Raw genomic sequence first — 26386 nt, 5'->3', positions numbered from 1 at the left:
TACTTGTCAATGAAACTCACTTCGTTTAAGTTAGAAGGGGCTGCATTGCTTGAACCGGTAGTACATGGGGATCACCGGGGTTTTTTTATGGAGAGTTACAATGAGGAAGTCATGCATTCACTTGGACTGAAGTATAACTTCATTCAGGATAATCACTCTTTATCCGCTGAACCGGGAGTATTGCGCGGCTTGCATTATCAATTGAACCCGAAAGCTCAGACAAAACTGATTCGTGTTTTAACCGGAGCAATTTACGACGTCATCCTCGACCTTCGCAAAAGTTCGCCTACATTCGGCCAATGGGTAGGGGTTATCCTTAGTGAGTACAACAAACGCCAACTTCTGGTTCCAAAGGGGTTTGCACACGCATTTTGCACACTTGCTCCAAACACCCAAGTTCTATACAAAGTGGACGAATATTATTCCCCTGAACACGACCGCGGCATACTATGGAATGATCCGGCTCTGGGAATCGACTGGCCGATAAGTGAGCCGCTACTTTCGGATAAAGACAGGCTCCATCCGACATTCGCTGATGCGGAGATTAATTTTGATTAGGGGGACTTATAAATGAAGCTGCTTGTAACAGGCGGTGCCGGTTTTATCGGCAGTAACTTTATATTATATATGCTCCGCCAACATCCCGACTATCAAATTGTAAACGTGGATGCACTTACTTATGCCGGAAACCTAGAGAATCTGAAGTCAGTGGAAGACAATCCGAATCATACCTTTGTGAAGGCGGATATTACAGACGCCAAGGCTATGGAAGAACTAATGGGCCAAGATGTTGATGTGATCGTCAATTTTGCAGCTGAATCGCATGTAGACCGGAGCATACTTGAGCCAGATGTTTTTGTGAAAACCAATGTGCTAGGCACTCAAGTACTCTTGGAGGCTGCTCGCAAGCATAATGTTGAAAAGTTTGTTCAGGTATCAACAGATGAAGTATATGGGACATTAGGAGAAACTGGATTATTTACGGAAGAGACTCCGCTTCAACCGAATAGCCCTTACTCTGCCAGCAAAGCTGGTGGAGATTTGCTAGTCCGTGCCTATCATGAGACTTTTGGTTTACCAGTAAACATTACGCGTTGCTCAAACAATTATGGACCTTACCAATTTCCGGAGAAGTTAATTCCATTAATGATTTCCAAGGCGCTTGCCGACGAGGCGCTTCCAGTGTATGGTGATGGGTTAAACATTCGCGACTGGCTTTACGTGGAGGATCACTGCAGTGCTATTGACCTCGTAATCCATAATGGGCGCAATGGAGAAGTGTATAATATTGGCGGAAATAACGAAAGAACGAATCTGCATATTGTAAGAACGATTCTGAAGCAACTTGGTAAGCCAGATTCCCTGATTAAGCATGTGCAAGACCGCCCAGGCCATGACCGCCGATATGGAATCGATCCGACGAAGATGATACAGGAGCTTGGCTGGAAGCCGAAGTACTCCTTCGAGACGGGAATTCAGGAAACGATTCGCTGGTATTTGGAAAATAAAGACTGGTGGACACGGACTCAGAGCGGGGCTTATCAGGACTATTATGCGAAGCAATACGGCGAACGCCTTGATGGTGATCTGGCATGAAAGTGCTGGTTACAGGGGCTTCAGGCCAATTGGGGACGGATGTTGTAGCACATTTGAAGCATAGTGGTCATGAAGTCATTGCTTCAGATCGAGATACATTAGACATTACTAATGCGGCTGCCTGTCAATCCTTCATTCAACAATTTCGGCCGGAAGCTGTAATTCACTGTGCAGCCTACACAGCCGTGGACCGGGCGGAAACAGAGGTGGGAGCCGCCTATGCTGTAAATGCTACGGGGACGCGGAATATGGTCGTAGCGAGTGAACGGATTGGGGCCAAGTTTTGCTATATTAGTACGGATTATGTGTTTGATGGGCGTTCTGACTCGCCTTACCGCGAGTATGACGATACGAACCCGCAGACTATATACGGAAAATCCAAACGAGCAGGAGAACAGCTTGTTCAGACCTTATCCTCACGCTATTTTATTGTAAGAACATCCTGGGTATTTGGTCTGCATGGGCATAACTTTGTTAAAACGATGCTTAGACTGGGGCAAGAACGTGATGAAATGAAGGTTGTCCATGATCAGAAAGGATCGCCGACGTACACACCAGACTTGTCTGAGTTTCTGCTACAGTTGATCGCAACGGAGCAATACGGCATCTATCATGCTTCCAACTCAGATACATGCACATGGTATGAGTTCGCTTCGGAGATTTTTGCCGAGGCTGCAGAAATTTTGAATCGCCCCCTAAAGGCAAGACTCATTCCCTGCACGACGGAGGAGTTTCCGCTCCCTGCTCCTAGGCCGGCGAATTCAGTCATGGAGCATTTATCCATTCGAAATAGCGGATTTAAGGATTTGAGATCGTGGCAGGAGGGGCTGCAAGACTTTTTGCAGCAGTATTTGAAGAAATAGTGCAGTTTGATATAATGAACTTTGATATAAAAACATGAGTATCATTAACGTACGGGGCGCTGAATAAGAGGTGCTCCTTTATTTTTTGTGTATGAAGGGAGCCGCCATGACTGCAACTGTCAGCGTACATATCGTGACTTATAATAGCAGCAAAGATATAGAATCCTGTCTGGAGGCTGTAATCCAGCAAACTTATCCAGTGGAGCAAATTATTCTTGTCGATAATGATTCCGGGGATGATACGCTTGAACGCACTGAGGCGATGCGCACTCATTCAGGCAAGGAGATCTTAGTGATTCCCAATAGGAAGAATGTAGGCTTCGCCCCGGCTCATAATCAGGCAGTACGATTGTCCAGAGCGGATTATATGCTAATCCTTAACCCGGATGTGATTCTCACTCCAACTTATGTGGAGTATCTTGTAAGTATCATGAACAAGGATCAAGGAATCGGAAGTGCCACAGGCATGCTGGTATTCCAGAGTCATCCGGAAATCATCGACTCTACAGGACTTGTCATGAACCGGATCTGGAGAGCCTTTGATCGGGGAGCAGGCGAATCAGCGTCTAACTGGAAGCTGTCCGGGGATGTATTCGGTGTGTCGGGTGCTGCGGCCATGTACTCAAGAACGATGATTGAAGCCATCTCCGTTCAGGGTCAATTTTTTGACGATGATTTTTTTGCCTATAAAGAGGACGTGGATGTCGCTTGGCGAGGAAGGTTGTTAGGTTTTAAGTCATATTACTGCGCAGAGGCTGTTGGTTATCATAAACGCGGCTGGAAAAAGGGGAGTCGCAAGCAGCAGCCTTTGTTCATTCGCCGTTGTTCCTTCATCAATCGCTACAAGATGATGTATAAAAATCTGCGTCCTTCAGCATGGAAGAAGCAGCTTCTACCTTTGCTGGCCTACGAAATAGCCGTTCATGGCTATATGCTATTAAGAGAACCGAAGGTTCTCGGCGCTTGGCTTGATTTCCGCAAGCGGCTTCCGGAATTAAAGGAGAAGCGGAAGTGGATTCAAGGAAGAAGACAAAATAACGTGTGATTAAATGAAGTAGTCTAATGATGATGCGCAGTTGGCAGAAAAAGCGAATAATCGATGGTTTGACATAAAAGATTATGGTGCCGTTGGTGACGGGGTAACCGATGATACATTAGCAATTCAAACACCATTGATGCGGCTAATGCATCTGGTGGAGGCACAGTTTCGGGACCCTCCGGCATTTATATGGTCACAACACTGTTAGTGAAAAGTAATGTTTATTCGGAACAAATGGATTTTCTTTTAAACAGGTCGCGAATACATCAGGGGCAGTGATTCAAGTATCTGGTGCATATATTTGCATAGACTCCATAGAGATAGACGGAAATAAAACGAACAAGACAGTAACAAATCACGGAATCGGCTTATCCCTTACGGGAACTAAAAATATAACTATTTCCAACTGTAAAGTTCACGATGTTGGTCTCGATGGGATTTATGCCCTAGGAGACGATATAAAAATTCTGCATAACACTGTATACTCTTGCAGTAGAAATGGCATTGGTGTAGGTCAAGCTACCAACGTACACATTGATAACAACCATGCCTACAGTACCTTAGCATCAGCAATTAACTTAATTGATACATCATCGGGAGTCATTATTTCTAATAATACAACCGAAAACACTGCATCCGACGGTATAACGGGATCTCTTTATGGGTTGCATCGGACGGTGCCGGTTTCGACTCTGTTATATCTGACAACATTATAGTTGTAGCAACCACACACGGGATACTTGTTGTCAACCATACTAATGTTAAGGTCAACAACAATTCTGTCCTATCGACCACTAATGGATCAGGAGTGCTTATTGACAGATGCACCCACTTCATAGCGAACGGCAATAACATCAAAGCAGCGGGAACAGGGATAAGAGTACAGACTTGTATTAAGGGAGTAATATCCAATAATCAGGTAAATGGCTGTGGAAATAGAAGGATTTATGCCACGGATACCGGCACAGGATGTACGAGCATATCTTGTACTGGGAATACTATAGTCGACAACACCGGACGACCGTTAGAGACTGTAAACAACGCTGATTATTGGTGTGTAACGGGTAATGTGTTTAGGAATAATTCAGTGCTTGCTATTGCTATGGTAGGTACAAACAATGTTAATGCTAACAATATAGTTGTATAAGGACATAGAATGTCTTGTGTAAAAGTAAGGCGAATCTTATACTAGGTCGTGGGGGTGTAAAATGAAGAAAGATAGACTTTTTTACTTGGACTTCATTCGCGCGGTCTCGGTAGTTTCAATAGTTGTATTTCACTTTGCAATGCCTATTTTCATTCAGTATTTTTCAAACGTAAATCTTGGTGATATTGGCGTTTCTTTATTTTTCATAATCTCAGGTGCGGCACTAATGTACACCTATACCCAAAACTTTTCAGCTAAAGAGTTCTTCATAAAACGTTTCTTAGGAATTTATCCTATGTTTTGGATAGCCTATGTAGCAGCGTTTTTATATTACTTTTATCTTAATAAAGGCATTGTATTTACAGCCCCTAAGGTAAATTTAATTTTAACTCTCGTTGGGATGGATGGTTATTTGAATTATTGGATACCCGGATTTTATATTTTAGGTGAGTGGTTTTTGGGATGTATAATACTTCTTTATGTTTGTTTTCCTTTGCTGAGAAAATTAGTAATTGAAAAGCCTTTGATTCTATTAATTTGCGTAGTTGTATTGTATTTTGGATTGGTGAACTTTTATCCGTTTAAGATGAATATGGGGCGTAATTTTATAATGAGAGTACCGGACATGCTCGTCGGTATGTACTTTATTCAGTATATAAAGAAAGTGAAAATATATCATTTTATTCCAGCCCTAATTATTAGCGTGATACTGCTCTTTTTTGATGTAAATATTAATCATATGTATGAATTAACGCTAAGCGGAATATCGTTGTTCTTTGTATTGGTATTCATTTCAAACTTTATTAAGTGGGATAACATACAAAGAATAATTTCCGTAATAAGCAAATATTCATTTGCCATATTTTTGACGCATCATGTGATAATATATCATTTTCTAGGTCGATTTAAAGGTAAGGAACTGAGCACAACAGAAACTTACACATTGTTTTTATTGACGTGTATTGTAATACTTATTATTTCGATTTACTTACAAAAGGCTTCTGATAAAGTAACTGGAAGCTTGAAAAGAATTTTAGCAAAAAGTAATATTTCATAGTTGGACGAAACTGCGCACTAGTTTGTATTAGTGTGTATTGATCTTCATACCTACATATTGGACAATGTTACCATAGGTTGGGGGATTGGCTACGTCCAGATACAACATTACTTTAGACCCGGAACTGTACGAAGAGTTTTGTTGCAATTCTAGGTTTTCTTCAACCAGTTGCTACATTGCCTGAAAAGCTACTTCATCTGATCCCTTCAGTCTCTCTAAAATACGGAAAACCTGAAGGAAGTCATGAGTTAAGCTAACGCCTCTCTGGCGATCATAATCCTCCCTCATATCGTTTTAGAATTAATGCGCAGTTGTAGAGATTTATCTTTATTATTGCCCATAAATATTGATATTCAGCATTTATGGATATGTCCGATAAACGGAAGAAAGAGCGCAACAAGCATAAGGGACTGTTGCGCTCTTTCTATTCAACTCTTCCTACAACATGCAATCCCATTTCTTTTTTTAAACTAAGAACATCGATTCTCTTACCACGTTCCTTGACCTCTTCATTTTGCTTTCTATTTTCTGAGCCACTTTATTTACTCCCTTCTTTCGGAACTCTTCGACTATCCTTTCTTCCTCGATGAATCCCTTCATTTTTGATTGACCTAGGTGGAATTTTTGATTCTCTTTTTCCAGCATACCGATGGCGCTTCGAGGAGGCACTATTTCGAATAATCATCCTCCAAGCCTCCCGCCTATGCTATAGAGAAATTACCCAAAAGCTAAACAGTGCAAAATGAATCGCGCCACAGCCCATGATTGAGGTATACCCCATGATATGTTAAGATAACAATAGAAACAAGGAGGCTGCGCCACAGCCTCCCCGGCACAAACACTTGGTGGGGTACCTCCAAGAAAATACCTTGAAAATAACCCGCGCCTTGGCGCTAACCTGGGCGGGTTATTTTCGTTTACTCAGATAAGTAAGCAACGCAAGGATAAACATCCCAAGCATGATCACTTCTGAAAGTGAAAATGTCATATGCATCACCTCCAATCTGGAGGCGATACTTCCCACCCAAGTTCAGTTGTACAAGACATATTATACCATGGGCCCAATTTTGAGGGCTCTTTTTCTTTGCAACAGGCCTATTCCTATGATCAAAATATGATTCACCATCCCACTCTCATTTCTTCTCACCCTCCCATCCTCCCCCAACTCCTTCACCTATGCTATAATGTTGTCGATAGATTACTATATTTGTCAGGAGTCTTTTGTTATGGATTTGAGCATTATCATCGTCAGCTACAATACGCGGGACTTAACCATAGATTGTTTGAAATCTGTGTTCGACTCGGACACGGAATATACTTATGAGGTTATTGTCGTGGACAATGCTTCAAGGGATGACTCTGTTCCGGTTATCAAAGAACAGTTCCCGGAGGTTCGCTTGATCGAGAACCACACCAACACGGGCTTTGCCAAAGCGAACAATCAAGCGATGGAAATAGCGAAGGGTCGCTATGTGTTGCTGCTGAACTCGGACACCATTGTACAGCCGGACACGCTTCAGACTATGCTCGCCTACATGGAAGAACATCCGACGGTAGGGGCGTCAGGCTGCAAGGTGATTCTGCCCGATGGCTCACTGGATAAAGCGTGCAGAAGGGGCTTTCCTACGCCGTCGGCTTCTTTTTACTACGCATTCGGATTTTCGAAGCTTTTTCCGGAGAACCCGCGGTTCAATCAATATCATCTCAGTTATCTCGATCCGAATGAGACTTATCCGGTCGATTGCCTTGTCGGCGCTTTTATGCTGCTGCGTCAGGAGACGATTCGGCAGGTGGGGGTTCTGGATGAGACCTTTTTTATGTACGGGGAAGACATAGATTGGTGCTACCGCATCAAACAGGCGGGATGGGAGATCCATTATCATCCGGCCACCTATATTGTTCATTACAAGGGAGCAAGCAGTCGCCGCAAGCCTATGAAAATCATCTACGAGTTTCATAGAGCGATGTGGGTGTTCCACCGCAAGCACTTCAAACAGCGCTATTCCTGGTTCACGAACATGGCCGTATTTAGCGGTATCGGACTGAAGTTCTCCTTATCCGTGATCAGCAATAAACTTAAACCAGGCACCCCGGCAACACGCACCCTGGATTCGCGCACAGAGACATCAAACCGCCAGACGGAGGTGAAGCAATGATCCGCAAAAATCAACGTTTTTTGACCCAATTGTATATTTTGACGGATTTTGCGTTCATCCAGATTTCTTTCCTGTTATCCTGGTGGTTGAAATTTGAGAGCGGCTGGATCCCATACGAGCGTCCGCTACCGGCTGAAATTTACGCTTTCTGGAGCATTGCCTATGGCGTGATAGCGGCAATCGTCGGAGTACTTCTGTCGCTGTACATTCCGAAACGCAAAAAACGGTTTGCGGATGAAGTGATGAAGCTGATGCAAGTCCATGTGGCAAGCTTGTTCGTTCTGCTCAGCTTGATGTTCTTTGTCCGGCAAATTGATATTTCACGGATGTATTTGGCCATTTACATGGTGATCAACGTGCTGTCCATCCTGCTGTACCGTTATTTTTTGAAAAGCTCGCTGAAGCAGCTGCGCAAGAAAGGCTACAACAAGCAATTCGTGCTGATCATCGGCGCAGGCTCCCTCGGGCGCAAATTCCATGACAACTTGAGGCAGTATCCGGAATTGGGCTATGAGACCATCGGGTTTCTGGACGACCACGCTGCCTGGTCAGACGAGGAGAAGCTGCGATATAAGCCTATCCTGGGCAGGGTGGATCAGTTGGAACAGATCTTGGAAGCAAAGCTGATTGACGAGGTCGTATTGGCACTGCCTCTGACTGCTCACTCCAGATATGCCCGAATTATAGCGATTTGTGAAAAAGAAGGCGTCCGTACCCTCATCATCCCGGATTTCTTTGACTTTCTGCCTGCTCGTCCCTACTTCGACAATTTTGCTGGAATGCCGCTCATCAATGTGCGTGACATTCCGCTGGATCTTACGGGCAACCGATTGCTGAAGCGGGCCTTTGATATCGTGTTCAGCCTCTTTGCCATCATCATCACATCGCCGGTCATGCTGCTGACAGCCATCGGTATCAAGCTGACCTCGAAGGGGCCGATTATTTTCAAGCAAGAACGGGTCGGCCTCAATCGCAGGCACTTTCATATGTATAAGTTCCGCTCTATGAAGGTGTTGCCAGAGGGGGTGCCGGATACCGGATGGACAACAGAAAATGACCCTCGCCGCACCAAGTTTGGCGCGTTTCTGAGGAAGACCAGTCTGGATGAGTTGCCGCAGTTCTTCAATGTTCTTGCCGGTCATATGAGCGTCGTCGGTCCCAGACCGGAGCGTCCTTATTATGTGGAGCAATTCCGTGAGGAAGTTCCGAAGTACATGGTGAAGCACCATGTCCGCCCGGGTATTACAGGATATGCCCAAGCCAACGGGCTGCGCGGCGATACCTCCATCGAAGAGCGGATTGAGCACGACATTTTTTATATCGAGAACTGGTCGATTTTATTGGACATCAAAATTATCGTAAAGACCGTCTTCAATGGATTTATTAACAAAAATGCTTACTAGAGATAGGAATGTACTGGAATGAGGAGAAAAAAAATAATATACAGCCTGCTAATGCTGGCGGGCCTCGGGTTTTTGCTCGTCGCCACGCTGTACAAGCCGCAGGACCGCGATCCGAAGGACGGCTTTACCGCTCACCGGCTGGTTGCCCATGCCATGGGAGGCATTGACGGGCTGACCTATAGCAATACCTATGAGGCCTTTGCTGCCAACTATGAAAAGGGGATACGCGTATTCGAGGCTGACTTGCTGCTCAGCAAGGATAACCAGCTTATTGCCCGCCATGAGTGGGGGGAGAGCTTTACGGTGATGCTTGGGCAGGAGGAAGTGATGGATCCTGGAACCCATGGGGCGGTCTGGACGTACGAGGAATTCAAAAACGCCAAAATTATGGGCCGTTATGAGCCGCTGGGATGGGAAGATATTCTTGATCTCATGGAACAGTATCCGGATATGTACCTGATTACAGATACGAAGCAGATTGAGCCTGAAGAGATTGATCAGATTTTCACCCTGATTACCGAAGCCGCAGAGCAGAAGAACCCGGAGCTATTAAAGCGGATTGTACCGCAAATTTACTATCAATCCATGTGGGATGCGATTGAGGCTATTTATTCTTTTGATTCAGTGATCTTCACCCTCTATCAGACCCATGATAGCGATGAAGCTATAGTAGAGTTTGCCAAGGAAAAGGGGATCGCGGCGATTACGATGTCGGAGACCCGTGCAAATGCCGGCCTGGTTGCCTCGTTGAATGAGCTCGGAATTCCGAGCTATGTGCATACGATTAACGATCGGGATCAAGTGTTGAAATTCAAACGGATGGGCGTCTACGGCTTCTATACCGACTTTTTGGAGGAAAAGGATGTGGAATCCTCCGGCTGGCTTCAATATTTAGGATTATAAGCATCAGCAACTGCGAGGATACGCACACTGTTTGAACGGGCAGCGGCGTATCCTTTTGTGTGTTATTGCGGTCCATTCTGTTCGCATTTTTGTGTAGAAAACACGAACATTGACAGCCTTCCTGTGGTCACTTAGACTAGAATTGCGAGTTTAAAAGCTGACTTTTTGAACAACCTCTATGAGAAGTTGAATTTAGGAAGCTGCGTAGAAAAAGGCATATGTGTGAAGCGTACTGACACCCTTACACGTTGTTGTCCCTAGCGTAAATTCTTTGTTTAACTTATATAGAATTGGTAATGACAAAAAAGGACGGTTAAGAGCCGGAGCTAAGCGGGAGTGGATCAGAAACGTGTTCACTCCCGCTTTTACGGCCGGAAGAAGAGAGCTTCGCGATCTGGAGCTTATAGCTAAGAGGCCTTGTAAGGAAGTGAAGAAGGATGCGTTCTATGCCTTTACCCATGGAGAATTCCTGGCGGCATGTATTCAAGCTGGACCCTGACCGGACCATTGGTGAACAGGAGCTTGAAGCCGTATGCACCTCGGGAAGTGATGCGATCATCATCGGCGGCTCGAGCGGTGTAACCTATGAAAATACAGAAGCACTGCTAGAGCGGATTCGCCGCTTCAAGATCGATTGTGCGCTTGAGGTGTCAGAGCTGGATGCGATCGTACCGGGCTTTGACCTTTACTTGATCCCCATGGTGCTTAATACGAAGCGTCCCGAGTGGCTGATCGGCCATCATGCGCGGGCGATTGAGAAATACGGCCCCTTCATCCCGTGGGATAGGCTGGTTTCGGAAGGATACATCGTGCTGAATCCAGAAGCTACAGTAGCCATGATTACGGAGGCGGATACCTCCCTCGATGCCGCTGCTGCGGCAGGGTATGCGGGGGCTGCGGACAAGCTGATGCAACTGCCTATTATATATGTGGAATATAGCGGACGCTTTGGCGATATGGAGCTTGTTGGAGAAGTAAGGCGACAGCTGACACAGGCGAGACTGTTCTACGGAGGCGGGATCACAAATGCGGAGACGGCCAGACAGGCTGCGGCGGTCAGCGATACGGTCGTCGTGGGCAATGTCATCTATTCCGACCTGGCAGGAGCGCTGGAGACCGTAGAAGCCGTCAAGGGCACTCGCAGTAGTTCTATCGGCGGCTAATGCTAACGGATAGGATTGGCTGATGTCTGGTCACATCTTTGTTCTCATCCCTAATTATAGGAAGATCAACTATAAGTTGAACTAATAAAGCTGCGTGGAATAGGCATAAGTGTGAAGTGTTCTAACTTCGGAAGCATATGCGTGTAAGCGTTAGCCCTTGTAAGTGGATTTATCAAATGAACTAAAGATGCTCTGCAGAAGGGCATAAGTGTGAAGTGTTCTGAAGTAAAAGCTTTCTGTAAGAAAGCTACTTCGGAAGCATATGCTCGAAAGCGTTCGCCTTTGTGAGCGGATTTCTACCAAAATAGTATCCAATCAAGGAAATCCGCGAACAACAGCGATCGTAGGAATACTTCACACGTTGCCAACAGCATGCATCATCATAAGTTCAGTCAGAGGAATCCGCGCACAACAGTGATCATAAGAACATTCACACGTTGCTCCCCAGCATACAATTATTTGTTCAACTTATACACCAATTTTGAATCACGAAAGGAGCAGTTTCCTGATGCAACCTGTTAACATACAAGAAGCAGTGGAACGTCTCAATCCCCAGCAGCGCCAAGCGGTTGTTACGACCGAAGGCCCGCTGCTCATTATGGCGGGGGCGGGCAGCGGCAAGACGCGCGTGCTCACGCACCGCATTGCCTATCTGATTGCCACGCGCAAAGCTCCGCCTTGGGCGATTCTGGCGATCACCTTTACCAATAAAGCTGCCCGTGAGATGCAAGACCGGGTTTCCCGGCTTGTCGGAGGGGCGGAGGGACGCGATATCTGGGTATCCACCTTCCACTCGATGTGCGTGAGGATTTTGCGCCGTGATATTGAACGGGTCGGCTTCACGTCCAACTTTTCGATTCTGGATTCCACGGACCAGCTCTCTGTGATCCGCAATTGTATGAAGGATATGAACCTCGATACCAAGAAATTCGAGCCGAAGGCCGTTCAGTCCATGATCAGCACAGCCAAGAACGAACTGATCACCCCCCAGCAATATGAGCAGAAGGTCGGTGATTATTTTGAAGGCATTGTGGCGAAGGTATATACCAAGTACCAGCAGCGTCTTCGCAGCAACAACTCGCTGGATTTTGACGATCTGATCATGAAAACCATCGAGCTGTTCAAGGAAGCGCCGGACGTGCTCGATTTTTACCAAAAGAAGTTCCAGTATATTCACGTCGATGAATACCAGGATACCAACCGGGCCCAATACATGCTGTGCCGGATGCTGGCAGACAAGCATCACCGGATCTGCGTGGTCGGGGATAGCGATCAGTCGATCTACCGCTGGCGCGGTGCCGATATTACGAATATCCTGAATTTTGAAAAGGATTATCCCGAGGCCAGCACGATCCTGCTGGAGCAGAACTACCGCTCGACCTCGACGATTCTGAACGCGGCGAACGGAGTGATTGGCCTGAATTCCGGCCGCAAAGCAAAGAAGCTGTGGACGGACAAGGGAGACGGAGACAAGATCAAGGTGTACCATGCCGATTCCGAGCATGACGAAGGATACTTTATTACCTCCGAGATTCAAGAGAGCGTCAAGAAGGGCAAGGGCTACCGCGACCATGCGATTCTATACCGGACGAACGCCCAATCCCGGGTTATTGAGGAAATTCTAATTAAGTCAGATATTCCTTATCAAATCGTTGGCGGAATCAAGTTCTATGACCGGAAGGAAATTAAAGACCTGCTTGCATACCTGCGCCTCTTGTCCAATCTGGATGATGATATCAGCTTGATGCGGATTATCAACGTGCCCAAGCGGGGGATCGGGGATACGACCGTCGGGAAGCTGGCGGCGGAAGCAGCGCAGCGCGGAACGTCCATTTACCGGGTGCTGGAGACCGTCGATGATCTCGGCTTTACCGGACGCACACGGAATGCACTGGTCGAGTTCTTCGATATGATTGCGGCGCTTCATCAAATGGTAGAGTTCTTGTCTGTGACCGAACTGACCGAGAAGCTGCTGGAAATGACGCATTACCGGATGGAGCTGCAAAATGAGAACACCCTGGAATCCCGGTCCCGCCTGGAAAATATCGACGAATTCCTGTCCGTAACCATGGAATTCGAGAATAAGAATGAGGATAAGACCCTCGTCTCATTCCTGACCGATCTGGCGCTGATCGCCGATATCGACAGCATGAACGATAACCAGGATGCAGAGAAGCCGAACGACGATGCTGTCGTGCTGATGACGATGCACAGCGCGAAGGGACTGGAGTTCCCGGTGGTCTTCATCGTCGGCATGGAGGAAGGCGTGTTCCCGCATAGCCGGGCCTTCCTGGATAACGAAGAGCTGGAGGAGGAGCGACGGCTTGCCTACGTCGGTATTACCCGGGCCGAGGAGAGGCTGTTCCTCTCCTGCGCCCAGATGCGCACCCTGTTCGGCCGCACCACGGCGAACCCGCCTTCCCGCTTCCTGCAGGAAATTCCGGAGGAATTGAAGGAAGAAGCGGGAGTCGCGCGCGACCGATACCGCCGCGGAGCGGGAATCGGCGGCGCTTACGGCGGCCGCGGCTTTGGCAGCGCCAGCGGCAGCAACTTCGGCCACCGCAGCGGTGGTGCCGCCAGCCCGGCAGCGGGCGCAGCATCGCCGCTGCGGGGCGGCGCCCCGGCACCAGCCGGTGGCCGTACGAGCGGGAGCTCACCCGTCACGGTGAGCATCCCGGGCATGGCCCCGTCGCGCACAGGCTCGCGGGGCGCGCAGCCTGCCGCCGGAGACAGTGCCAGCGGCGGCTTTGCTGCCGGCGACAAGGTGTCGCACGGCAAATGGGGCATCGGCACCGTGGTAGCGGTCAAAGGCACCGGCAATGATACGGAGCTGCAGATTGCTTTTCCGGCGCCGGTAGGTGTGAAGCGGCTTCTCGCCGGCTTCGCTCCCATCACCAAAGTGACCGAATAACGAAGATCATTGAGCTATATAAGTTGAACTAGAAAAATACACAGAAAGGGCAAAAGTGTGAAGTGTTAAAAGCTTTCTGCAAGAAAGCTGCTTCGGAAGCATAAAGCGTTAGCGTTCGCCTTTGTGAACGGATTTCTACTCTATGATACCTTCGTCCAGTCAAAGAAATCCGTGAACAACAGCGATCGTAAGAACACTTCACACGTTGCCTCCAGTGTACAATCTTTAGTTCAACTTATATAAATTGAAGGAGGAGTGGTTCCTGGATGGATCCAATGAACAAAATGGAGCAGCTTATCGAGCAGCTGAATCAGTACAACTATCACTACTATACGCTCGATCAGCCTCTTGTCAGTGACAAGGAGTATGACCGGCTGTACGATGAACTGACCGCCCTGGAGGCACAGACCGGGGTCCAGCTCCCGGATTCTCCCACGCTGCGCGTAGGTGGAGAGCTTCTGGATGGATTCAAGCCGCATCGTCACCTGGCGCCTCTTTGGAGTCTGGATAAGGCGCAGAATGAAGAGCAGCTCCTGCTATGGAACGGCCGTGTCCAGCGGCTGATTCAGGATTATAATACCAAGCATCCGGAGAATCCTTTGCCCGCTCCTTCCTATGCCATAGAACTGAAGTTTGACGGCTTGACCTTGAACCTGACCTATACAGACGGCAAGCTTGTTCAGGCCTCCACACGAGGAAATGGTGTTGTCGGCGAAGGTATTCTGGCCCAAGTCAAGACGATCAAATCCGTACCCTTGTCGATCCCTTATCAGGACGGAACCATTGAAGTACAGGGTGAAGGGATTATGAATCTGTCAGTGCTGGCCAAATATAACGAGACAGCAGCCGAACCGCTCAAGAATGCGCGGAATGCGGCGGCTGGCGCACTGCGGAACCTGAATCCGCGGACGACAGCCGAGCGGAAGCTGAGCGCCTTTTTCTATAATGTGGGGTATTCGGACGGGATTGAATTTGCCAATCATCAAGAGATGATGAGCTTCCTGCGGGATAATCGTTTTAAGGTCAATCCTTATGTGAGCTACCATGATGACTTCAGCAGTGTGATGGACACCCTGCACAGCATTGTGGAGACGCGCTCCGGCCTGGACTATCTGATAGACGGGGCTGTCATCAAGCTGACCGATATGCGTACCCGCGAGGTGCTTGGCTATACCGATAAATTCCCGCGCTGGGCTGTTGCGTTCAAATTTGAGGCGGAAGAGACGACGACCGTGCTTGAATCTGTCACCTGGAACGTCGGCCGCACCGGCAAAATCACCCCGCTCGCCAAGGTCGAAGCCGTAGAGCTGGCAGGAGTAACCGTGCAGAATTGCACCCTTAACAATATCGGCGATATCGAACGGAAAAACTTGAAGTTCGCGCTGGGCACACGCGTCTTTATTCGCCGCTCCAACGACGTGATCCCTGAAATTCTCGGTAAGGTAACAGAGGAGCAGGATGGGCAAGAAATCATTTATCCGGAAAGCTGCCCTGCTTGCGGGTTTCCTTTGGAGCAGCGCGGAGCTCACCTGTTCTGCAATAACAGTCTGGATTGCAAGCCGCAAATCGTCAGCCGGATTACGCATTTCGCATCCCGGGACGCCATGGACATTGAGACCTTCAGCGAGAAGACCGCAGAGCAGCTCCATGACGAGCTTCAGGTTCATGAAGCCGCAGACTTGTACACCCTTACCTTCGAGGACTTAATCAAGCTTGACCGATTTGGGGAAAAGAAAGCCAATAATCTGCTGGCTGCCATCGAGCAGAGCAAGGGGCGCGACTTGTCCTCCTTCCTGTATGCACTTGGTATTCCGAATACCGGCAAGTCGACCACCAAGGTGCTTGCGGATCATTTCCGAAGCCTGGCTGCGGTCATGGCGGCTACGGAAGAGGAGCTGGTAGCCTTGCCGGATATCGGCGGCATTGTGGCTGAGAGCATCGTGTCCTTCTTCGCGGATCCATTCAATCAGGCGGGAATTCAAAAAATGCTGGAGCTGGGGGTGTCCCCTAAGGAGCCTCAGGCGGCGGCCGCGGTTACCGACTCCTTCTTCTCCGGCAAAACCGTTGTCCTTACCGGCACATTGCACCAGCTTGGCCGCGATGAAGCGACGGCTCGGCTTGAAGCGCTGGGCGCCAAGGTGACGGGGAGCGTCTCCAAGAAGACGGACCTTGTGATTGCCGGCGAAAAGGCAGGCAGCAAGCTGACAAAGGCGCAGGAACTAGGCATTCCCGTCATCGAGGATGAGAATGAATTTATCCGGCTGCTGAACGATAACTAAAATTATTTTTTTACAAATCACATCATGGAGAACAGGTGTCGGGTTGGCGAGCGTGCTTGCCGTTCTGACTTAAAAGGGAAGGTCGGTGCAATACCGACGCGGTCCCGCCACTGTAACGGAGGAGCAGGCAGCTTAATCAGCCACTGATCTGCATGGATCGGGAAGGCCGCTGCCGAGTGACGATTCCGGAGCCAGGAGACCTGCCTGTTCTGACAGCACTGCTGTACCTACGGTAGATAGGGAAGTGTTAAGATGAACCGTCATAATGCATTATTATGGAGGCGTCTTTCCCTATGGCTGTTTCAAAGGGAGGACGTCTTTTGTTATTGTTAGAACTATATTTGTTGAACTAAATAACTGCACAAAAAAGGCATAAGTGTAAAGTGTTCTGTAGTAAAAGTTTTCTGAAAGAAAGCTGCTTCGGGAGCATAGGCTCGTCAGCGTTCGCCTTTGCGAGCGGATTTCTACTCTATGATGAGTTAATTCAATCAAGAAATCCGCGAACAACAGCGATCGTAAGAACACTTTACACGTTGCCTCGTGTGTATAATCATTAGTTCAAGTAAGCGGAGGGGGATTCCAATGACCTTGCAGCAGTTGAAATATATTCTGACTATCGTGAATTGCGGTACGATAAGCGAAGCGGCAAAACGGTTGTATATTTCGCAGCCGAGCTTGTCCAACGCGGTGAAAGAAATCGAGGCGGAGGCCGGTATTGAGATTTTTCTTCGATCGTCCAAAGGAATCGTGCTATCGAGCGATGGAGCGGAGTTTCTATCCTACGCTAGGCAAGTCGTGGAGCAAGCCGAGCTTCTTGAGCAGCGGTACATGAATCGTAAACCCTCAAAGAAGCTGTTCTCGATCTCAACTCAGCATTACGCTTTTTCTGTGCAGGCTTTCGTTGGACTGCTGAAGGAGCTTGACGTGGACGAGTACGAGTGCACGCTGCGCGAGACACGTACCCATGAGATTATCGAAGACGTACGGAATATGAAAAGCGAGCTCGGGATTATCTATATGAGCGAATTCAACCGTAAGGTGATTCAGAAGATATTGAAAGACAAGGACCTGCGGTTTCATCCGCTGTTCCAAGCGGAAGCGCATGTATTTATCAGTGAGGGGCATCCGCTTGCCTCCAAGTCGCTGCTGGACATCGAAGAGTTGGATGACTACCCGTGCTTGGCTTTTGAGCAAGGCGAATATAATTCCTTTTACTTCGCGGAGGAAATACTCAGCACAAGATCGTACAAGAAGAAAATACTGGTCAGTGACCGCGCTACCCTATTCAACCTGCTGATCGGACTCAATGGCTATACCATTAGCTCGGGCGTACTGAATAAGGATCTTAACGGAGAGCAAATCAAATCCGTAAGGCTTCGTACGGACGAGAGTATACAGGTAGGATACATCGTGAATCAGAAGGCAAGCTTGAGCCAGCTGGCAGCTGCCTATGTAACGAAGCTCAAAACCGTCATTACAGACTTCGGATATCCGATCATAAACCAAGAGGATGAGCTCGCCTGAGCCCATCCTCTTGCTTGCTATTACAGGGTTGCTCTTACTTCTTTGGCTGCTTGGACAAGGTTCTCCAGGCTGGCCCACGTTTCCGTAACACCGCGAGTTTTAAGTCCGCAGTCCGGGTTCACCCATAGCTTGGAGACTTCGATCTTGTCGAGCATGCGGTTCAGCCCTTGTTTAAGCTCGTCGACGCTAGGAATCCGAGGCGAATGGATGTCGTATACGCCGGGGCCGACTTCAGTACGGAAGCCGCATTCGTTAATCGCATCGATGATGGCTAGATCCGAACGGGACGCTTCGAAAGTAATGACATCGGCATCCATCGCATCGATATCGCGAATGATATCGCTGAACTGGCTGTAGCACATATGAGTATGAATTTGCGTTTCGGGTTTAACGCCGCTGTGCACAAGTCTGAAGGCAGGAATCGCCCAGCTCAAGTATTCGCTCTGCCAGTCTGAATGACGCAATGGAAGCTTTTCTCTTAATGCGGCTTCGTCGATCTGGATCATCTCGATGCCGTTGGCTTCGAGATCGAGTACTTCGTCACGAATCGCAAGACCGATCTGAAGAGCGCTTTCCTTCAGGCTGATATCTTCGCGAGGGAACGACCAGTTCAGGATCGTCACCGGACCCGTCAGCATACCTTTGACCAGCTTGTTAGTACGGCTCTTCGCAAACGCCGAATATTCTACAGTAATCGGCTTGCTGCGGCTAATGTCGCCCCATACAACCGGCGGTTTTACGCAGCGCGTTCCGTAAGACTGCACCCAGGCGTTCTCCGTGAAGATAAAGCCATCCAGGCATTCGCCAAAGTATTCAACCATGTCGTTGCGCTCGTATTCGCCATGGACAATGACGTCAATTCCGATTTTTTCCTGCTGTGCAATACATTCTGCGATTCGGTCAAAGTTAAATTGCTTATACTGTTGCTCGGTGATGTTGCCTTTCTTGAAGGCTGCGCGATTCGCCCGGACATCAGCGGTCTGAGGGAACGAACCAATCGTCGTCGTAGGTAGCGGCGGCAGATTGAATTTCGCTTTCTGAATTGCTTCTCGCTCGGCGAAGTCGGGAAGTCTCGTGAAGTCGGCCTCCGTCAATTCCGCCACTCTCTTCTGTACCGAGTTGTCGTTTGTGAGGCGCGATGCACTGAACAGCTTCTCATTCTCCGTATATAAAGCGGAGGCTTCAGGGCTCGCCTGCTCCAGGATCGACTTGAGCTCTGCAAGCTCGCGCAGCTTTTCCTCCGCGAACGCGAAATATTGCTTATTTTGCTCCGGCAGTTTCTTTTCGTGCTTAATCGTGTATGGGACATGAAGCAGCGAGCATGAAGTGCCGAGCACGACTTGGCTTGCATGCTTGCCGATCTCGCGAACGAGGGCAATTGTCTGCTTGTATTGGTTCTTCCAGATGTTCTTGCCGTTGATTACACCAGCGAACAGTACCTTGTCGCTTGCGAAGCCATGCTTGCGCACGAGGTCCAAAGACTGCTTGCCCTCGACGAAGTCGATGCCGATTCCGTCGAACGGCAGCGCTTGAAGCGCCTGATAGCAGTCGCGAACGTCTCCAAAATACGATTGCAAGGCAACCTTTACGCTGCCTTTGGCGGACAAGATACCCTTATACAGCTCTGTGAACAGCGCGATATCTTCCGCAGTCAAATCCGTTACCAATGCAGGCTCATCCAGTTGAAGCCATGCTGCGCCAAGCGTGTTCAATTGGTTCAGGATAGCCGTATAAGCCTCGATAACCGCAGGCACGAAATCTTTTGCGTTCTTCGAGCCTGTGAATCTCGCAAGCTTGAGCAGAGTGAATGGTCCAATCAGCACAGGCTTGGTTGCGATGCCAAGCTGCTTTGCTTCCGTAAATTCGTCGAACAGCTTCGATCCGGTCAAACGGATGCTTGTCGCATCGTCGATTTCGGGCACCATATAGTGATAGTTCGTGTTGAACCATTTTTTCATCGCCAGCGCTTTAACGTCGCCTTTGTCGCCTTGATAGCCTCTCGCCATTGCGAAGTACGTCTCCAGCGGGCTTAGGCCGAGCGCTTGGTATCTTTGCGGAATGATTCCAAGCAAGCAAGCCGTGTCGAGCAGTCCGTCGTAGAAGGAAAAATCGTTGGATGGAATGAAATCGACGCCGTTCTCCTGCTGAAGCTTCCAGTGCGCCGATCTAAGCTGAGCCGCCGTCTGCTGCAGTTCTTCGACGGGAAGCACGCCTTTGAAGTATTTTTCGGATGCAAATTTAAGCTCTCTGAGCGCGCCGACTCGTGGATAACCGATAATGGATGTTTTCAATGGTAACAGCTCCTTGCTGAATAGTTGGTTTTAGTATAGAGTGCGGAAGCTGCTATCGGGAAACATAAAAAAGCTATGCCCTGGCATAGCTTTTTTCTATGGTCCAGTATTGCAATGATTACGCCCTTACTTAAAAGTGATACAAGTCATTGAAATTTCCGCTGGGTTCCTTTCATGATAGGTAAGGGTTTGGGGAAGGCGCAGTCTTTCCGGCAATCATGAACCACACTGATATGAAAGATGGAATGCATAATGAATCGGCACGCAATACAGTGGAAACCGTCGCGTTTTAATGCGCAGAGCGGAGAAGATGCAGGAGGAGTAGTGCTGTACAACAGCTACACTGGAGCGATCGCTTCCTTTTCTCCTGAAGAACGGACTCAGGTTCTGGAATGGCTGCGGCCTGGAATGCCGGCACCGGACCCGGCTCCCCCACTGTACGCGAGTTTGATAGAGCACGGGTTTCTGGTTGAGACAACCGTGGACGAAGAACGCCGCGCTACATTCCTTCACCAATCGATGCATGCACAGGATACGATGCATTTGGTCCTGCTTGTGACGGAGGCGTGCAATTTTCGCTGCACTTACTGCTATGAGAGCTTTCCGCGAGCTACCATGCGCCCCGAGGTTATCGAAGGTCTTGAGGCTTATATGAAAGAACGGGCAAGAACCCTGAATCGTTTGACCATTAGCTGGCATGGCGGAGAACCTCTGTTGGCTCCCCATGTGATTGAACGCCTATCGCGTTCCTTTATGGACTCCTGTGAGGCCAATGGAGCCGTATATGGGGCAGAAATGTCCACGAACGGCTATTATTTAACCAGAGAACGCTTCGAGCAGATGCTGGATTTGCACGTGGAACGGTTTATGGTCACCCTGGATGGCGAAGCGCAGGTGCACGACAGCCGTCGCGGGCTTCATGGGGGCGGGGGGACATTTGATACGATCCTCCAGAACCTATTAACACTTAAAGAAGTAGATCGTCCGTTTGAAATTAATATTCGCGTTAACTTTGACAATAGTAATCTGGATTCTGTAGAACGCTTCATTCCCATGCTTAAGGAATGGTTTGGAGATGATCCCCGTTTCAAGGTGTATTTCCGTCCAGTCGGCTGTATGGGGGGAGAGAATGACCTGAATTTGCCTGTATGCGACGAACGAACTAAGGACATCAAGATTTGGGAATTCAATGAACGTGCGATTGCAGAGGGGCTTACGGTTAGCAGCTTTATCTCTGATACTTTGCTGCCCACAGGAGCTGTATGCTATGCGGCCAAGCCCAATTCATTGGTGATCGGCTCGGACGGAGTATTGTACAAATGCTCTGTGGCCATGGAGCAGGACGACAATCGACTTGGGCATGTCCATCAGGATGGAACGCTTGAGATCGATTATGACAAGCTTGCCCTCTGGACAACATCGGGTGAGGAGACGGATGAGAAGTGCCAGGCGTGCTTTTTCCGCCCTGCCTGTCAGGGCAACCATTGTCCGTTATATCGAATGCGTACCGGTCAGCGGCCATGCTCTTATGAGAAACGGCAGATCAAAAAAACACTCCGGACCATCTGGCTGCAATCGCAGCAGGAAGAGGAATTTGCCCGAACTTTAGGCTGATGGGCAGCCACATGAATCCAGGCACACGCTTGATCTAGATAAGGAGGTGATCAGCATGAAAGTAATTCGTTCCGCAGCCCAAGCGGCTCTTGTCAAAACCGGACGTCTGACTAAGTCAGTCCCAGGCAATTTGAGCTAATTTTCCATCTTTGAATGCCTGCCTTAATCCGATCTGTACAGTTCTTAAGAGCTGTTTTGGGTCGGATTTTTTCTGGATAAAGAAACTATTACTTCTTTGATTCGTTCTATCCATAGAGAACTCTACTAAAATATCTATATTTTGGAGGTAAAGATGAAGGGATCATGGTTGAATAAAGGGCTCATGGTTGTGTTGGCATCTGCTGTGCTTGCGGGCTGTACCAGCCGTCCTGCACCAGAAGCAGAGCAGACATCCAGCTTAAAGGTTATGTTTTCGGATGAGGGGTACTTCTTCCAGCAATATGGCGATTTATTTGCGATGGAGAAGCCGAACATCGAGATTGAGGTTGTCAGCACAAACCGCATCTATCGCGACAATCCGGATGGCTTAGTGGACTACAATAAAGCTTTGGAGGAATTCATAGAGAAAGAACAGCCTGATGTCGTTATGTTAAATACGGAGACCTATGAGAGGATGGCTTCCGAAGGCAAGCTGGCAGAGATGGATACGCTGATCGAACGGGATAAGTATGATACCCAGTCCATTTATCCTGCTCTTATGGAAATCCTCAAGGACAAGGGGGGCGGCAAGCTGTATGGCTTAGCTCCAACCTTTTATGGCAATGTCATTTTCTACAATGCTGATTTGTTCACCAAATATGGCATCGAAGTGCCGCATGACGGGATGACCTGGCAGGAGATTCTTGACACGGCTCGGCGTTTTCCTACCGATGGAGACACGGACACTCGGGTATATGGCTTCGGTACGAATTACGGTATGACGATGGAGCAACTGGCTTCCAACATAGCCGCTACACAAGGCTTGAAGTTTATCAATACAGACACCATGCAAGTTACACTGAACACGGATTCATGGAAGCAAGCCTATAAGCTGGCTATGGATGCGATAGACTCTCAGGCCATCTATAACCCAGGTGATACTGCGTTCCAGGGGGGATCAATGGAGGATTATTATAAGAGTCAACTGTTCTTGATGGGGCGCATGGCCATGACAGTAGAAGGCCCGTATATGCTTCAAAACCTCAAGGACGTACAGGATCGGGTTAATGATTATAAGCCGTTCCAACTTGGGGCTGTAGCAGGACCTGTGGATCCGGCGGACCCGGAGACATCCCGGAATATTTTCTTCAACGATATCTTTGGCATTCGGGCCAACTCTCCTAACGCGGATGCGGCTTGGGAATTTATCAAATTCGTTAATAGCGAGAAATTTGCCAAGGTCAAGTCCAGAACGATGAACGGCGGTCTGTTATCTCGAATGAATGTCAGCAAGGAATACAATGGGTTAAACCTGGATGTATTTTATAAGCTGAAGCCAAGTCTCAATAGTGATAGTAGTGAGGATTACACCAAAATTCCGGAAGCATTTCATATGGAATACTACGGCATTCTGACCCGAGAGATCCAACTGGCTCAAGACAAGAAGAAGTCTATTGAAGAAGCCCTCCAGACCATTGAGGACGAGTCGCAGGCTTTACTGAATAAGGCAATTAAGGACGAGGCGGCGGAAAAAGGCTCTGATGACGGCAGCACAGCCGGCGAAGCTGACGATGCAGCCACATCTGGCGAGAGCGGCGCTGAATCCGGCACAGCGGATAATACAGCAGATGAGGTTAGTGTGACGGTAGAGTAGCTCTTACCATCTATAGATGGATAACGAATATAACATAGACCCCTACGCGATTCTGCGCCTGGGGCCGACGCTAAAAAAATAGCAACTTCAAAGGAGGTTAGCCAAGGTCATGACTAAGGCTAGCCTCTTTTTTAGGTGCGTCCGGTATGTCCCATACTGCCCGAATCTCATCATGTAGATGTGACAGATGGATAAGGAGAAAGTTATCGTTCTTACCCCGGGAGGTCCACAGATGTGCTGTGGAAAAAAATCCGAAACACAGAGTAAAGCTTGTTGCCGGCAAAGGGATAGCATGGAACGCGAAGGGTATGCATGAGAGCGGAGGGATAAGTTACGTGTTAGAAATCGACCTGTCGAAATACTTCGATACGTTGAATCATGAGCTGCTTCTGGATCTTTTGCGCAAACAAATTGAGGACAAACGAGTTATCGATCTGATCAAGAAGTATCTAAAAATCGGGGGTATGGAAGGCAGGCTACTTAACTAATGAGCCTCCTATCCTACTTTCCAGAGAAATTCTTCTATTGGAAAATAATAGATGATATATTGTAACCAGACCGAGGACTCATACGTATATCCAAAGAGACCGTATAAAAAGAAGGGGGAGCGGAAGGCATATTTTATCTTTGTTATCCTGCTACATATGAGGGAGAACCGAACTACATTTTCTAAATTGATCAGGAGGTATTATGTTAACTATGTTTTCTGAACGAAAGAATAGAAGCCGCATGCGGAAGCTGACCATTGCGGCAATTTGCGCCGTATTAGTGCTGCTGGCCGGGTGCGGTCCAGCCCCTGCGAAACAGTCGGATGTACGACGGAGCATGAAGGTTATGTTTTGGGACGAAGGGTATTTCTTTCAACAATATGGTGATTTGTTCTCGATGAGATATGATGATGTAGATATTGAAGTAGTCAGCACAAATAGTATGTATAGCGGTGGCGCAGTTATCGAAGACCAGTATCAGGCGACGTTAGATTTTATTGAAGAGCAGAAACCGGATGTGCTTATGATTGATTCCAGTAGCTATGAAAAAATGGTCTCTGAAGGAAGATTAATGGAGCTGGATTCATTCATTACGCGCGACAAGTATGACACCGAGACGATTTATCCTGCATTAATTGAAATGTTGAAGGAAAAAGGAGCCGGTAAATTATACGGGTTAAGTCCGACCTTCCATGGACAAGCGTTGTTCTATAATGTGGATCTGTTCAACAAATACGGTATTGATCCGCCGCAAAATAATATTACCTGGCAGGAAATTCTCGATCTGGCCCGCCGATTTCCAACTGATGGAGATGCGGATTCAAGAGTATATGGCTACGGTGCGCAGTACGGCATGAACTTCTCGAACCTGGTGAGCATGATCTCCTCTACAGAGGGACTTAACCAGGTGAACCCGGATACGATGAAGGTGACTCTGAATACGGATGCCTGGAAAAGAGTCTACAAGCTCGCATTTGATGCGCTGGAATCCGGCAGTGTGTACATCCCTGAGGATGGCGGGTTTACCGGCGGTTCGATGGAGGAGTATTACAAGAGTCAATTGTTCCTGATGGGCAGAATGGCCATGACAATTGGCGATCCATATACCTTGCAGAATTTGAAAGAGTCCGGCTCCTACATGAAGGATTACACACCATTCGAGATTGGTATCGTGGCTGGTCCGGTAGATCCTGCAGACCCTGAGATATCCCGTAATATCTTCTTTAGCGATATTTTTGCAATCCGGGCCGATTCGCCGAATGCGGATGCAGCCTGGGACTTCATTAAGTTCATCAATGGAGAAGAATATGCGAAGGTCAAGTCCAGAACGCTCAATAGTGGACTTCTGTCACGCATGGGATATTCAAAGGAGTACGATGGACACAGTCTTGAGGCCTTCTACGCACTTAAGCCTAAGCTGGATCAAAGCTCATCTTATGAGCGAATGAGCAAGATACCGAATGACTTCTACATGCAGTTCTATGCGGTTCAAGAGGAACAATTGAAGCTGGTGCAGGAGAAGAAGAAGTCGGTTGAGGAAGCCTTGCAGGCGATGGAGCAGGAAGGACAGGTTATCTTGGATAAGGCCATTAAAGATCAGGAGGCCAATAAAGGAAAAGAAGATACCGGTACCAACGACACGGAGTCAAGCAGTAGCTCCGGAGGCGGTATAAGCGTTGAAGTCGAGTCCGTAGACTCAACAGACGAAGAATAAACTTAATAGCTGAATGGACCATGATTAGAAGCGCTGTGCTTCTCCTTATGGTCCATTTTTGCGTCCTTTACGTTGGAAGCATTTACTTATTGTAATCCTATTGCATACGTGGTAAATTATTATTTGTCGCTTCGGACGGCGCCCTGCCGGACAAGATGGGAAGAAAAACATAGGAAGAAAAAACATCTTGACATATCGAAGTGAGGTAAATATAATAAGTAACTGTTCGACAAAATCTGATCTGAGTAATGGATGAGTCGAATATTGTAAGCAAGTTCTTTGAAAACTGAACAGATGGAACACGTCAATAAATAAACGATTTTATATCGTCAGTTTTTGAAATGAGCAAGTCAAACACCTAATCGTCCGGAAGGATCGGCTCTAACGAGAACGATGCCTTCCGAACGGGTGACGCGACATTCGTCGCATCTTAATGGAGAGTTTGA

The 26386-nt window shown here is 48.0% G+C and carries 19 protein-coding genes, 1 pseudogene and 1 riboswitch; of the genes and pseudogenes, 19 read left to right on the top strand and 1 reads right to left on the bottom strand.

Annotation, left to right across the window (positions count from 1 at the left end):
- Window positions 1–9 precede the first annotated feature (9 nt).
- The 15 genes and pseudogenes from rfbC to TX85_RS17325 all read left to right on the top strand — a co-directional run bounded on the left by rfbC (window position 10) and on the right by TX85_RS17325 (window position 18041).
- Window positions 10–558: a dTDP-4-dehydrorhamnose 3,5-epimerase gene (gene rfbC, locus TX85_RS17385; protein ID WP_044480942.1), complete on the top strand. Its 549-nt coding sequence runs from the start codon at window positions 10–12 to the stop codon at window positions 556–558.
- A gap of 12 nt (window positions 559–570) precedes the next feature.
- Window positions 571–1596 (top strand): dTDP-glucose 4,6-dehydratase, encoded by a 1026-nt coding sequence (gene rfbB, locus TX85_RS17380; RefSeq protein ID WP_044480940.1) that lies wholly within the window; start codon window positions 571–573, stop codon window positions 1594–1596.
- Complete coding sequence (gene rfbD / locus TX85_RS17375; RefSeq protein ID WP_044480939.1) at window positions 1593–2459, top strand: dTDP-4-dehydrorhamnose reductase; 867 nt, start codon at window positions 1593–1595, stop codon at window positions 2457–2459. Before rfbB ends, rfbD begins: the two co-directional genes overlap by 4 nt.
- A 91-nt stretch (window positions 2460–2550) precedes the next feature.
- Window positions 2551–3504 (top strand): glycosyltransferase family 2 protein, encoded by a 954-nt coding sequence (locus TX85_RS17370; RefSeq protein ID WP_233500787.1) that lies wholly within the window; start codon window positions 2551–2553, stop codon window positions 3502–3504.
- Window positions 3505–3535: 31 nt separating this feature from the next.
- A complete protein-coding gene (locus TX85_RS28230; protein WP_148444381.1) occupies window positions 3536–3706 on the top strand; it encodes a glycosyl hydrolase family 28-related protein in 171 nt (56 codons plus the stop codon).
- A 58-nt stretch (window positions 3707–3764) separates the two neighbouring features.
- Window positions 3765–4214: pseudogene (locus TX85_RS28225) on the top strand (right-handed parallel beta-helix repeat-containing protein); the annotation flags it as partial.
- On the top strand, window positions 4133–4645 hold the full coding sequence (locus TX85_RS28220) for a NosD domain-containing protein (RefSeq protein ID WP_081671796.1): 513 nt from the start codon (window positions 4133–4135) through the stop codon (window positions 4643–4645). The pseudogene TX85_RS28225 and the gene TX85_RS28220, both read left to right, overlap by 82 nt.
- Window positions 4646–4706: 61 nt before the next feature.
- Window positions 4707–5702, top strand: coding sequence for an acyltransferase family protein (locus TX85_RS17365; RefSeq protein ID WP_044480938.1), 996 nt, complete (start codon window positions 4707–4709; stop codon window positions 5700–5702).
- 1226 nt (window positions 5703–6928) lie between these two features.
- Complete coding sequence (locus TX85_RS17355) at window positions 6929–7858, top strand: glycosyltransferase family 2 protein (RefSeq protein WP_044480935.1); 930 nt, start codon at window positions 6929–6931, stop codon at window positions 7856–7858.
- Window positions 7855–9261 (top strand): undecaprenyl-phosphate glucose phosphotransferase, encoded by a 1407-nt coding sequence (locus TX85_RS17350; protein WP_044480933.1) that lies wholly within the window; start codon window positions 7855–7857, stop codon window positions 9259–9261. The genes TX85_RS17355 and TX85_RS17350 overlap by 4 nt, the downstream gene beginning before the upstream one ends.
- A gap of 18 nt (window positions 9262–9279) precedes the next feature.
- Window positions 9280–10164: a phosphatidylinositol-specific phospholipase C/glycerophosphodiester phosphodiesterase family protein gene (locus TX85_RS17345; RefSeq protein WP_044480932.1), complete on the top strand. Its 885-nt coding sequence runs from the start codon at window positions 9280–9282 to the stop codon at window positions 10162–10164.
- A 458-nt stretch (window positions 10165–10622) separates the two neighbouring features.
- Window positions 10623–11327: a heptaprenylglyceryl phosphate synthase gene (gene pcrB / locus TX85_RS17340; RefSeq protein ID WP_044481598.1), complete on the top strand. Its 705-nt coding sequence runs from the start codon at window positions 10623–10625 to the stop codon at window positions 11325–11327.
- A 508-nt stretch (window positions 11328–11835) separates the two neighbouring features.
- Window positions 11836–14238, top strand: a complete 2403-nt coding sequence (gene pcrA / locus TX85_RS17335) for a DNA helicase PcrA (protein ID WP_044480931.1) — start codon at window positions 11836–11838, stop codon at window positions 14236–14238.
- A 266-nt stretch (window positions 14239–14504) separates the two neighbouring features.
- On the top strand, window positions 14505–16517 hold the full coding sequence (gene ligA, locus TX85_RS17330) for an NAD-dependent DNA ligase LigA (protein WP_044480929.1): 2013 nt from the start codon (window positions 14505–14507) through the stop codon (window positions 16515–16517).
- Window positions 16518–16533: 16 nt separating this feature from the next.
- Window positions 16534–16739: riboswitch (cobalamin riboswitch) on the top strand.
- Between the two features lie 360 nt (window positions 16740–17099).
- Window positions 17100–18041, top strand: coding sequence for a LysR family transcriptional regulator (locus TX85_RS17325; RefSeq protein WP_044480928.1), 942 nt, complete (start codon window positions 17100–17102; stop codon window positions 18039–18041).
- A gap of 20 nt (window positions 18042–18061) precedes the next feature.
- On the opposite strand, the gene metE is transcribed toward TX85_RS17325, so the two are convergent.
- The gene (metE, locus tag TX85_RS17320; RefSeq protein WP_044480927.1) at window positions 18062–20332 is read right to left on the bottom strand and encodes a 5-methyltetrahydropteroyltriglutamate--homocysteine S-methyltransferase; all 2271 of its coding nucleotides are present in this window, start codon (window positions 20330–20332) and stop codon (window positions 18062–18064) included.
- 252 nt (window positions 20333–20584) lie between these two features.
- Between metE and TX85_RS17315 the strand changes: the two genes are divergently transcribed.
- The 4 genes from TX85_RS17315 to TX85_RS17300 all read left to right on the top strand — a co-directional run bounded on the left by TX85_RS17315 (window position 20585) and on the right by TX85_RS17300 (window position 25940).
- Window positions 20585–21946, top strand: coding sequence for a radical SAM/SPASM domain-containing protein (locus TX85_RS17315; protein ID WP_044480926.1), 1362 nt, complete (start codon window positions 20585–20587; stop codon window positions 21944–21946).
- Between the two features lie 292 nt (window positions 21947–22238).
- Window positions 22239–23738: an ABC transporter substrate-binding protein gene (locus tag TX85_RS17310; protein ID WP_044480925.1), complete on the top strand. Its 1500-nt coding sequence runs from the start codon at window positions 22239–22241 to the stop codon at window positions 23736–23738.
- A gap of 335 nt (window positions 23739–24073) precedes the next feature.
- Window positions 24074–24226, top strand: coding sequence for a hypothetical protein (locus TX85_RS26575; RefSeq protein ID WP_199558842.1), 153 nt, complete (start codon window positions 24074–24076; stop codon window positions 24224–24226).
- Window positions 24227–24437: 211 nt separating this feature from the next.
- A complete protein-coding gene (locus TX85_RS17300; RefSeq protein WP_233500786.1) occupies window positions 24438–25940 on the top strand; it encodes an ABC transporter substrate-binding protein in 1503 nt (500 codons plus the stop codon).
- Window positions 25941–26386: the final 446 nt, after the last annotated feature.

Origin of the sequence: Paenibacillus antibioticophila (assembly GCF_000455265.1) — a bacterium.
Classification (GTDB): Bacteria; Bacillota; Bacilli; order Paenibacillales; family Paenibacillaceae; genus Fontibacillus; species Fontibacillus antibioticophila.
The sequence above is the reverse complement of the archived record's forward strand: the minus strand, read 5'-3'. Positions and strand labels throughout refer to the sequence as shown.

Excerpts from the sequence above, each read along its gene's own strand:
- rfbC (WP_044480942.1), top strand. The coding sequence starts at position 10 with ATGAAACTCACTTCGTTTAAGTTAGAAGGGGCTGCATTGCTTGAACCG.
- rfbB (WP_044480940.1), top strand. The coding sequence starts at position 571 with ATGAAGCTGCTTGTAACAGGCGGTGCCGGTTTTATCGGCAGTAACTTT.
- rfbD (WP_044480939.1), top strand. The coding sequence starts at position 1,593 with ATGAAAGTGCTGGTTACAGGGGCTTCAGGCCAATTGGGGACGGATGTT.
- TX85_RS17370 (WP_233500787.1), top strand. The coding sequence starts at position 2,551 with ATGAAGGGAGCCGCCATGACTGCAACTGTCAGCGTACATATCGTGACT.
- TX85_RS17365 (WP_044480938.1), top strand. The coding sequence starts at position 4,707 with ATGAAGAAAGATAGACTTTTTTACTTGGACTTCATTCGCGCGGTCTCG.
- TX85_RS17355 (WP_044480935.1), top strand. The coding sequence starts at position 6,929 with ATGGATTTGAGCATTATCATCGTCAGCTACAATACGCGGGACTTAACC.
- TX85_RS17350 (WP_044480933.1), top strand. The coding sequence starts at position 7,855 with ATGATCCGCAAAAATCAACGTTTTTTGACCCAATTGTATATTTTGACG.
- TX85_RS17345 (WP_044480932.1), top strand. The coding sequence starts at position 9,280 with ATGAGGAGAAAAAAAATAATATACAGCCTGCTAATGCTGGCGGGCCTC.
- pcrB (WP_044481598.1), top strand. The coding sequence starts at position 10,623 with ATGGAGAATTCCTGGCGGCATGTATTCAAGCTGGACCCTGACCGGACC.
- pcrA (WP_044480931.1), top strand. The coding sequence starts at position 11,836 with ATGCAACCTGTTAACATACAAGAAGCAGTGGAACGTCTCAATCCCCAG.
- ligA (WP_044480929.1), top strand. The coding sequence starts at position 14,505 with ATGGATCCAATGAACAAAATGGAGCAGCTTATCGAGCAGCTGAATCAG.
- TX85_RS17325 (WP_044480928.1), top strand. The coding sequence starts at position 17,100 with ATGACCTTGCAGCAGTTGAAATATATTCTGACTATCGTGAATTGCGGT.
- TX85_RS17315 (WP_044480926.1), top strand. The coding sequence starts at position 20,585 with ATGAATCGGCACGCAATACAGTGGAAACCGTCGCGTTTTAATGCGCAG.
- TX85_RS17310 (WP_044480925.1), top strand. The coding sequence starts at position 22,239 with ATGAAGGGATCATGGTTGAATAAAGGGCTCATGGTTGTGTTGGCATCT.
- TX85_RS17300 (WP_233500786.1), top strand. The coding sequence starts at position 24,438 with ATGTTTTCTGAACGAAAGAATAGAAGCCGCATGCGGAAGCTGACCATT.